This is a genomic window from Nitrospira sp. (assembly GCA_035968315.1).
In the GTDB taxonomy this organism is placed as follows: Bacteria; Nitrospirota; Nitrospiria; order Nitrospirales; family Nitrospiraceae; genus Nitrospira_D.
Genome location: JAVYIN010000005.1, coordinates 1,026,591 through 1,035,000, shown reverse-complemented (window position 1 = coordinate 1,035,000; position 8,410 = coordinate 1,026,591). Strand labels below are relative to the sequence as shown.

The 8,410-nt window shown below is 53.6% G+C and carries 8 protein-coding genes and 2 rRNA genes (1 of these 10 running past the window's edge); 5 read left to right on the top strand and 5 right to left on the bottom strand.

All coding sequences use genetic code 11. From position 1 onward, the window contains the following. The 3 genes from RI101_08610 to RI101_08600 form a co-directional block, all read left to right on the top strand. Nucleotides 1-1,968: ribosomal RNA gene (locus RI101_08610) — 23S ribosomal RNA — on the top strand (it extends 1,039 nt beyond the left edge of the window). 138 nt (nucleotides 1,969-2,106) lie between these two features. Continuing rightward, nucleotides 2,107-2,223: ribosomal RNA gene (rrf, locus tag RI101_08605) — 5S ribosomal RNA — on the top strand. Between the two features lie 129 nt (nucleotides 2,224-2,352). Continuing rightward, on the top strand, nucleotides 2,353-2,526 hold the full coding sequence (locus tag RI101_08600) for a hypothetical protein (GenBank protein ID MEC4890108.1): 174 nt from the start codon (nucleotides 2,353-2,355) through the stop codon (nucleotides 2,524-2,526). A 145-nt stretch (nucleotides 2,527-2,671) separates the two neighbouring features. On the opposite strand, the gene RI101_08595 is transcribed toward RI101_08600, so the two are convergent. The 5 genes from RI101_08595 to RI101_08575 form a co-directional block, all read right to left on the bottom strand. Beyond that, on the bottom strand, nucleotides 2,672-3,421 hold the full coding sequence (locus tag RI101_08595) for a hypothetical protein (GenBank protein ID MEC4890107.1): 750 nt from the start codon (nucleotides 3,419-3,421) through the stop codon (nucleotides 2,672-2,674). Between the two features lie 21 nt (nucleotides 3,422-3,442). Further along, nucleotides 3,443-3,730 (bottom strand): transposase, encoded by a 288-nt coding sequence (locus RI101_08590; protein MEC4890106.1) that lies wholly within the window; start codon nucleotides 3,728-3,730, stop codon nucleotides 3,443-3,445. Between the two features lie 196 nt (nucleotides 3,731-3,926). Beyond that, on the bottom strand, nucleotides 3,927-4,859 hold the full coding sequence (locus RI101_08585) for an alpha/beta hydrolase (protein MEC4890105.1): 933 nt from the start codon (nucleotides 4,857-4,859) through the stop codon (nucleotides 3,927-3,929). Beyond that, nucleotides 4,852-5,676 (bottom strand): hypothetical protein, encoded by an 825-nt coding sequence (locus tag RI101_08580; protein ID MEC4890104.1) that lies wholly within the window; start codon nucleotides 5,674-5,676, stop codon nucleotides 4,852-4,854. The genes RI101_08585 and RI101_08580 overlap by 8 nt, the downstream gene beginning before the upstream one ends. 93 nt (nucleotides 5,677-5,769) lie before the next feature. Then, nucleotides 5,770-6,399 (bottom strand): hypothetical protein, encoded by a 630-nt coding sequence (locus tag RI101_08575; protein ID MEC4890103.1) that lies wholly within the window; start codon nucleotides 6,397-6,399, stop codon nucleotides 5,770-5,772. A 771-nt stretch (nucleotides 6,400-7,170) separates the two neighbouring features. Here RI101_08575 and RI101_08570 point away from each other — a divergent pair. Both RI101_08570 and RI101_08565 read left to right on the top strand, forming a co-directional pair. Further along, nucleotides 7,171-8,127 carry a hypothetical protein gene (locus tag RI101_08570; protein ID MEC4890102.1) on the top strand — a complete coding sequence of 319 codons (957 nt, stop codon included), beginning with the start codon at nucleotides 7,171-7,173 and terminating at the stop codon, nucleotides 8,125-8,127. A gap of 60 nt (nucleotides 8,128-8,187) precedes the next feature. Then, a complete protein-coding gene (locus RI101_08565; protein ID MEC4890101.1) occupies nucleotides 8,188-8,367 on the top strand; it encodes a hypothetical protein in 180 nt (59 codons plus the stop codon). Nucleotides 8,368-8,410 lie beyond the last annotated feature (43 nt).

The window sequence follows — 8,410 nt, the reverse complement described above, 5'->3', positions numbered from 1 at the left end:
ACTATGAGTGCTAAGATCCATGGTCAAAAGGGAAATAGCCCAGACCGTCAGCTAAGGTCCCTAAGCGCAAGCTAAGTGGGAAAGGTTGTAATGTCGCTCAGACAGCCAGGAGGTTGGCTTAGAAGCAGCCATCCTTTAAAGAGTGCGTAATAGCTCACTGGTCGAGGGATGTTGCGCCGAAAATTTAACGGGGCTTAAGTTTGCCACCGAAGCTACGGACTCACCCGCAAGGGATGAGTGGTAGGGGAGCATTCTCTGTGCGGTGAAGGTTGACCGACAAGGACAGCTGGAGCGCAGAGAAGAGATTATGCAGGCATAAGTAGCGATTAATGATGTGAGAATCATCATCCCCGTAAGCCTAAGGTTTCCTGGCCTATGTTCGTCAGGTCAGGGTGAGTCGGAACCTAAGCCGAGGCCGACAGGCGTAGGCGATGGAAAACAGGTCAACATTCCTGTACCATTGTGATGGCGTTATCAGCGAAGGGGGGACGCAGAAGGGTAGGCACCGCCGGGTCCCTGGAATACCCGGTCCAAGCCCGTAGGCGGGTCTCGTTGGCAAATCCGCGAGGCCGTTAACGCCGAGAGGTGATGGGGAGGCCGCAAGGCCATAAACGGGCTGATCCCATGCTGCCGAGAAAAGCCTCGTAGCGAGTCATCATAGTGTCCGTACCGCAAACCGACACAGGTAGGTGGGTAGAATATACCAAGGGGCGTGAGAGAACACTTCCTAAGGAACTTTGCAATTTAGCCCCGTAACTTCGGGAGAAGGGGTGCCACGAGTAGGTGAATCTGTACAAGGTAAGCCGAACGTGGTTGCAATAAAGTGGCTCTAGCGACTGTTTACCAAAAACACAGGACTCTGCGAACACGCAAGTGGACGTATAGGGTCTGACGCCTGCCCGGTGCTGGAAGGTTAACCGGAGGAGTTAGCCGCAAGGCAAAGCTTTGAAGGGAAGCCCCAGTAAACGGCGGCCGTAACTATAACGGTCCTAAGGTAGCGAAATTCCTTGTCGGGTAAGTTCCGACCTGCATGAATGGCGTAACGACTGGAGCGCTGTCTCGGGAAGTGACTCAGCGAATTTGTTGTTCCGGTGAAGAAGCCGGGTGCCCGCAACTAGACGGAAAGACCCTGTGCACCTTTACTACAACTTGACATTGGATGTTGGAATGCGCTGTGTAGGATAGGTGGGAGCCTGTGAAGCCTGGCCGCTAGGTCGGGTGGAGGCAACGTTGAAATACCACCCTGAACGTTCTGATATTCTAACTCGGTTCTGTTATCCAGAACGAAGACAGTGTCTGGCGGGTAGTTTGACTGGGGCGGTCGCCTCCCAAAAGGTAACGGAGGCGTTCAAAGGTTCCCTCAGGCTGGTCGGTAATCAGCCGTCGAGTGCAAAGGCATAAGGGAGCTTGACTGCGAGAGTGACAGCTCGAGCAGAGACGAAAGTCGGACTTAGTGATCCGGTGGTTCTGCGTGGAAGGGCCATCGCTCAACGGATAAAAGGTACGCCGGGGATAACAGGCTGATCTCCCCCAAGAGTTCACATCGACGGGGAGGTTTGGCACCTCGATGTCGACTCATCGCATCCTGGGGCTGAAGCTGGTCCCAAGGGTTAGGCTGTTCGCCTATTAAAGCGGTACGAGAGTTGGGTTCAGAACGTCGTGAGACAGTTCGGTCCCTATCTGTTGTGGGCGGAGGAGAATTGAGAGGGGCTTTCACTAGTACGAGAGGACTGTGAAGGACGGACCTCTAGTGTGCCGGTTGTCGCGCCAGCGGCAGCGCCGGGTAGCTATGTCCGGTGTCGATAATCGCTGAAAGCATCTAAGCGAGAAGCGTGCCTCAAGATGAGTTCTCCCGTAGCAATATGCTACCTAAAGACCACTTGTAGACTACGAGTTTGATAGGCTGGGTGTGGAAGGCCAGTGATGGCTGTAGCTAACCAGTACTAATCGGTCGTGCGGTTTAACATCCTTTGCTCCTGATAGACATGGTCTTCGCGCATCGCACAGTGCGCATCGTGAAACGAACGTGTGAGATGTGAATAGATATCATCTGTTCATCTTTTACGCCGAGTAAATCGCGAGACATATCAAGACGTATTCAATATTCCCGGTGGCCTTGCCGGAGGGGCCACACCCGTTCCCATACCGAACACGGAAGTTAAGCCCTCCAAGGCCGATGATACTGCTGCCGTGAGGCAGTGGGAAAGTAGGACGCTGCCGGGTTTCAAAAGAGCCTGCTAGAGCAATCTAGCAGGCTTTTTTATTTTGTGGTGATTGGTGCAGCGACTAGGAATAAATTCGTGGGGAGATCATCTAGCATCCACGATTGTCCGGCCAGCACGCAAGCTTACCGTGCTGGAAGATGTTCCAGACAATCGCATTCTTGAATGTGCGGTGACCGTTGATGCGGATCTGCTCGTCACGGGCGATCAGCATCTTCTTAAGCTGAAGAAGTTTGAAGCGGTCCCCATTGTGCGCTTTGCTGATTTTCTCCGGTCGGTGCCATCTGAAGAGGGGGCTGAATAACACTCGGTTCTTGTCATGGTGAGAAGTTATTTCCCGTAGAACGCCATTATCCATGATGGCGATGGCGGACAGACCATTGAGGATCTACGCGGGGCTCTGAAGGGTGGCCGGATTCAGCGGAATACGCTTCGCCATTCATTGATACTCAAGCCGGGCCACCTGATGAATCTTTTCCCTCGTCCCCAAACACATCATGCGGAGCCAAAGATTTGCTTATCCAGCCCTCCCGAATTCGGGTTGGTGAGCCTATCGGGATATTCTTGTCTAACAAGCTTGTGGTTATTTGCTCCCTCTGTACCAGTGCGTCTATCAACCTTTCTCTTCTCCGCCTGCTTGCTTGTGCTTGTTGTTCTGTCCGAATTTCATGGAGCAAAGAAACAATTTCGACCAGGGTAGCATCAACAGGCTTCGTGCTACTTCGTAGCGCACTGAGATCAAGGGCGATTGAAACAGGGCTATCCACCTGGGTTGGGTCTTTCTCGACATTCAGAATCTGTTTGGACAACTCTACCTTCGCCACCGCCACACTATCTAAGTCTTTGTGGTCCACCTGAATGGTCCTCTGTGCTGCGACATCAAAGGGAAGCCCTTCACCCTGTTGAATAAGTTGCACAACGGGTTTTCTAACGACGTGTCTGATCGCAAGTTCATACAACACATTTGCGTTGTGTCCAGTGAGGTCCGCCACAACTAGTGGAGCCGAGAGTATTTGGTCAACGATTTGGGTTGTAATTGAACCGGGTTGTGACATGTGATCGGCTCTTATTGCCTTGTAGCCACATTCCTTAGCCACTGGCTCAATGACATGCTTGAATATTTGGTCGGAGCGCTTACGTATGTCGGAATCGTCAAGTCCGATAGGGGCAATTACAAAACACACCTTATTTTCAGACATGTTCTCTGCCTCTTGTGAATATTATGTCATCTTGAACATTTGAAAGAGTAAAGAGTATGCAAGACAAAGGCAACCAGTCGAGTATAAAAGGCGCGGAGGTTTGATGACTAGGCAGTTGTTCTGTGTGCGCAGCGCATTCTCGGCCCCCAGCAGAAACTTCTCCCGCCAGTCCTCCACCTCCGCGACAGTCAGCCCATGGGTCCGAGCAGCTTCGGCGACGGACGCCTCGCCCTTCAAGGTACTGACCACCAACGCCATGCGCCGCTTGGCCGTCCACCGCTCAATCGGTTCGATTGCTTCTGCTGCCATCTCCCCACCTCCTCGGTCCGCTCAGGACCATGTCTTGAAGGTGGTCTCAATTTCAAGGGGAGCAGGATACACCTTCATTAAGAATCAACAGGATCTGCCTTTTGATGAACTCCGACTGACGCGTGGGAGCATTCTGGCTAGGTTGGTTATTGAATCGAAAGGTTTTCCTTTCGTACCGTCTCAGATTGGGGGGAGCTTACGAATGAATCGATCTGGAAAAACCTACTTCTCTCGGTTGAGCGGTGCTAGGCCTAGGGGAGGTTCCTGGTATGCGTGCAGCCATTGTCCGTTGCCATGATCCAAAGCGAAAGAATTCAGCAATATGATCCGCGGCAAGAGCTGTTGGTTCACTCTGTGAGTGCCCCCAATAATCACCATGTCCCGCGTCTTCGATATTGACCGGGTCGACTCGACCGGCAACATCTGGCGGTGGGCGATACAGCCCCAGCGCGTTCGGAAAAAAACCTTCGTCGCCAGAAGCCAGAGTTTGCCCCGGGGGAAATGCATATTTGAGGACTGCATCATCGTCAGAATGAAGAATGCGCACTTCTCTGGCATGTTCCATGGCCCCGGCAAGTTCTCCGCCGAACCGAACTTTAAACACCGGAACTGCTGCTGCCATCAGGCAGACTTTCCCCACGACTGGCCCGCCATTTCGCTGGAGATCGTCAATTGTTTCTAGTACGATCCGGCACCCGAGCGAATGCCCTATGAAGTGAGTAATCCGCAGGACTGGCATGGAACGGAGATATCGGGCTAAACGCGGGGCTGCCTCTTTCGCCGTACCGACGGCGGTTGGATAGACGAGAAAATCCATCAGGTCGAAGAGGCCCCATGCCGCATCGCCTGGCCAGAACAGATCGGCAAGGATTTCCTCTAATCTAGGAGGTATCATCCGGGGAGTTACACGCTGGTACTGGCGAAGACGGAAACCTTGGTAGGCGACTCCAGCCTCTCCGTAGTGGTTGTTGAAACCATGAATGAGAATGATCGCTTCACTGCGAGCGAAGGGGGCTGGTAGGGGTATCTGGCGGACATCGGGCAGCAGGTCTCCGCCCTCCAGCCGCTCACGCAGTTGGAGAATAAGACCCGGTTTGTAGTCCTGAGGGGGATCGAAGTACTTAGCCACCGCTCCTCATCCGTTTAAGAGCAACCACCAAATCTTTGGCCACTGGCGCCATAATCCCTCCGATCAATGACACTAAAACGAGACCAATCCAACTCAGCAGGTCTTGAGGGGGTGTGTTGCGGGCGCTGAACACAAGGCTGGCGAACAGCAGTGCAGCACCCAACGCCACAGAAGTAACTTGGTTGCCCGTTTGCCATCGGTAGCCCGCTGTGAGCTGGAACGCATCGAGCCGACGGCGAATAAATTGGCGCAAGCGCGCGTATGTATCCGCTTGTCTCTTCGCGAGCGAAGCATCTTCCGTCGTCCGAGCCGGCGGTTGTTGCGCCCACTCGAACCAGTTGGCGATGTCTTTGGGATCGGAGCCTGAACTCAAAAATAGATACAGCTCGGGATAGACATGGGGGTTGCCCAGTACCGTGTCGGCCGCATCTTGAATCTGGCCCATCATCTTCTCCAGCTCAAGAGCGAACAGTGCATTGCTGGGGGAAATATCCCAGGGTGTCCATTCAATAGGCTCCGTCATGGCTGATGGGCTAATCGACTCTCCCGTCGTAAGTCGAATTAGTTGAGCGTAGAGTTTCTTGTGAAATTCTTCCCTGGAGATTCTGATGCCGCCCAGAACTTGCTCGGGGGGGCGCACATTCTGCACCCAATCGAGGATCAGTCGTTTATGGAACCGATCGCGCCAGCTGAGCAGCCCCTTGAACATCTCGATCAGAGCCATCGAGAGCGTGCCGATCGCCGCCAATGTTCCTGCATAGCGCGCGATAAAACTCGCGATTTGACTAATTGCATCAGAGACATTTTCTGGACTCATTTGCACGCTCTCCTCTATGCCTACCTTGTTTGCGTCAAGTTGGAAGGGCTATTAATCTAAATGTCTGCAAAGTAAGCAGATAATGGAGCTAGTTTAAAATGAGAATGAAGATAAAATTAAGATTCCATACTGTGCAGTATCTCGATAGCGAATTTGTGTTTCCCCAGATGGTAGTGCCTGATTTTTTGTGATTCCCTCTCCTAATACTTGAACCTTCGGATCCACCACAAAACCAACTCCTAAATTGAAACTGCTGTTTTTTGTTATGTCACTTGAATCGCCATCGGCTCTCCGAAATCCGATCATCCACCCGATTGCTACAGCTTCCACAATATTCTGCGATCCTGGCTGGAGCGCCACGAAAGGGCCATGTCCCCATTCTTTTGCTTTTACCCCCCAGAATAGGTCTGCTTCTGGCTTAAAGAAATAATGAGTTTCCAGCATAATTCGAGGGAGGGCATTGCCATCCTCTGTCACGCGAACAACGCCATTAACAACCTGTGCATTCTTTACGCGGTCATGTCTCCCAAGGTCTTGCGTATAGGTCAATGCCACTCCAAACCCATAATTTCTCCAGTCTGTGGGCGGGGCTGCTGGGGGCTGGGCTGCTGCCCCTCCCCCTCCCCCTCCAGCGGCTCCTACTTCTGCGTTGGAAGAATCGTTGATGAAAACTGTAGTTCCTAAAAAAAAGACTGTAATTAGCAAACGCATTGTTATTGTCATTACGAAATCCTCCTTAGTTATAAAGTGGTCTATAATGTTTGTGCCTTATTGATGTGCTCTTATTGTTAAAGGGCTTAAAAAGGTGGGAAGGCTTTTGCGGGAGCCCTATGGAAATCTCCCAAATAAGGCCAAGCGCCTTAGGTGTGAATTCTCTCCTCATTGTAGAGTAGACGCAACGTTGTTTAAGGTCTGTCATTTGCCTATATGTATTTATGTCTGCTCCGTAGTTGGCGAGAAATTACCACGTCAGTCAATTATGTCATCCCCCTCTTTGGTGTTATGTAAATGGATGCAATTGAAGTAGTGTTACGTATATGTCCAAATGGCCATGGCCTTGTGTCTCTATGGTGTAATGGTTGTAATATGTGCGGTGTGTGAGCGGTGGGCGTCTGGCGGCGTGGTGTTTATTGGGAGGCTTTCCGCTGCTTGACTCTGGCCATCGGCCGGCGTAGGCTAAATCATCATTCTTAACCGCCTCATTCTGTAGGTGGTGTCATGGTCCTCCGTGGAGTTCAGATTCAACGGAACGGACCTGCCGGGTGTGTTTCTCACATCAGACGGGCTCAATTTTCTAGTACTGCGATTCTTTCCTCATTAAGCGCTACATCGAGCCTTGTGCTCTGTGCTGCAACCGACTTCATTCCAATCTGACTGGGAGGTATCGAACATGGCCATTGTTGCGTCTCACTCACGCGTTGCTCTGACTTGTGCGCCCGATCGCCTGGCGGCGTTGCCGCGGGCCGGGTTGCCCGATTCGGAAAGGAGGTTGTTATGTCCTATCGATACAACAGCATCGACATTGTGGTGGGCGTCGGGATGTGTGCCATCGTCTTCGGAGCGATCCTCCTTGTGTTCGCCACCAGTGGGACGTTCCTAGTCGCTTCTCCTCAGCCTCTTGCCGTCGAACAATCCTCAGTCATGACCGCCGGCATGACCTGGCTGCAGCCAGCTTTAGGCCAGGCCATCGTAGACCGAACCCTGCTCCAGCATCAGAGCGATCGCATGACCGCATCGGCCTTGTCGGAATGGAATCAGGCCATGCTGGCGCATCGCAGTTTGCAATCCACTGCAGGCGGGCCGTTCGGGTTCATCATGCAGCGCGCTGCGACCGTTCCCGCTGATCACGCGGCGCGTGTTCAGGCCGTGATGGGCCGGTCCATCGTGAATTTCACCAAGCGTGGCGTGCGCAGCGGCATCTTGTCGGCCGATCTGTACCTGTCGGATTACAACCGCGACATGATCGGGATCGCCGAAAGAACGGGGCAGCGGCTCGATCGCGATTTCACTGCGACGTGGCAGGCCACCCTCGGCCGATGGATTGTTGACGCCAGCCGCGACTATGCCGCGCGGTCTGCCCTGGTTCAGGAGCGGCTCGGTGCGTCCGTTGTGCATCTGGCGCAGGCCAAGACCGGATTGGAAGAGGCCTGGGCTGCGAACCAATATCAATTGGCCAGCCTGATCGCTGCAGTCGATCGCACTACTGCGACAACGGATCGGTTCACGCAGCTGGCGGCAGCGGATCGCGCACTGTCGGGAGCGCCATCTGTCGCCACAGCCAGGACCGTGACGTGGCCGGAGATTCCCATGGGCTTCATGATTGCTGCGGCCATGGTGTTAATGGCCGTGTTCTTCGGAGGGCTCATCGCCTCCGCGGCGAGGCGGGAAGCGAGAGCGATGGCCGAGCGGAATCGCGATGCGGCCCGGTGGGTCTATCGCACGGCGGCCTAACTGTGCCGAATAAGCCGTGTGCAACAGGGACTCGTGTCATCCGATACGAGCAGGTGATGTATGTCATGGGGATATTGGGGCATCGTGACAGGTCTCGTGGTACTCGTGGCCAATTTCTTCCTCTGTCTGAGCCTGGTGTCCGGCGGGTCCAAGGAGACCCGCCAGGCATCGAGTCGGATGCTCGAGCATCCAGGCAAAGCGGAGAAGCCGATGCCGGCCACGACTCGACGAGCCGCATAGGGACAGAGACGCGCGGGTGGAACCTCACCGATTGAGAATTGCG

Bases quoted from the DNA above. Each gene is read 5' to 3' on its own strand.
- RI101_08595 (MEC4890107.1), bottom strand. From the start codon at position 3,421: ATGTCTGAAAATAAGGTGTGTTTTGTAATTGCCCCTATCGGACTTGAC.
- RI101_08590 (MEC4890106.1), bottom strand. From the start codon at position 3,730: ATGGCAGCAGAAGCAATCGAACCGATTGAGCGGTGGACGGCCAAGCGG.
- RI101_08580 (MEC4890104.1), bottom strand. From the start codon at position 5,676: ATGAGTCCAGAAAATGTCTCTGATGCAATTAGTCAAATCGCGAGTTTT.
- RI101_08575 (MEC4890103.1), bottom strand. From the start codon at position 6,399: ATGACAATAACAATGCGTTTGCTAATTACAGTCTTTTTTTTAGGAACT.
- RI101_08570 (MEC4890102.1), top strand. From the start codon at position 7,171: ATGTCCTATCGATACAACAGCATCGACATTGTGGTGGGCGTCGGGATG.
- RI101_08565 (MEC4890101.1), top strand. From the start codon at position 8,188: ATGTCATGGGGATATTGGGGCATCGTGACAGGTCTCGTGGTACTCGTG.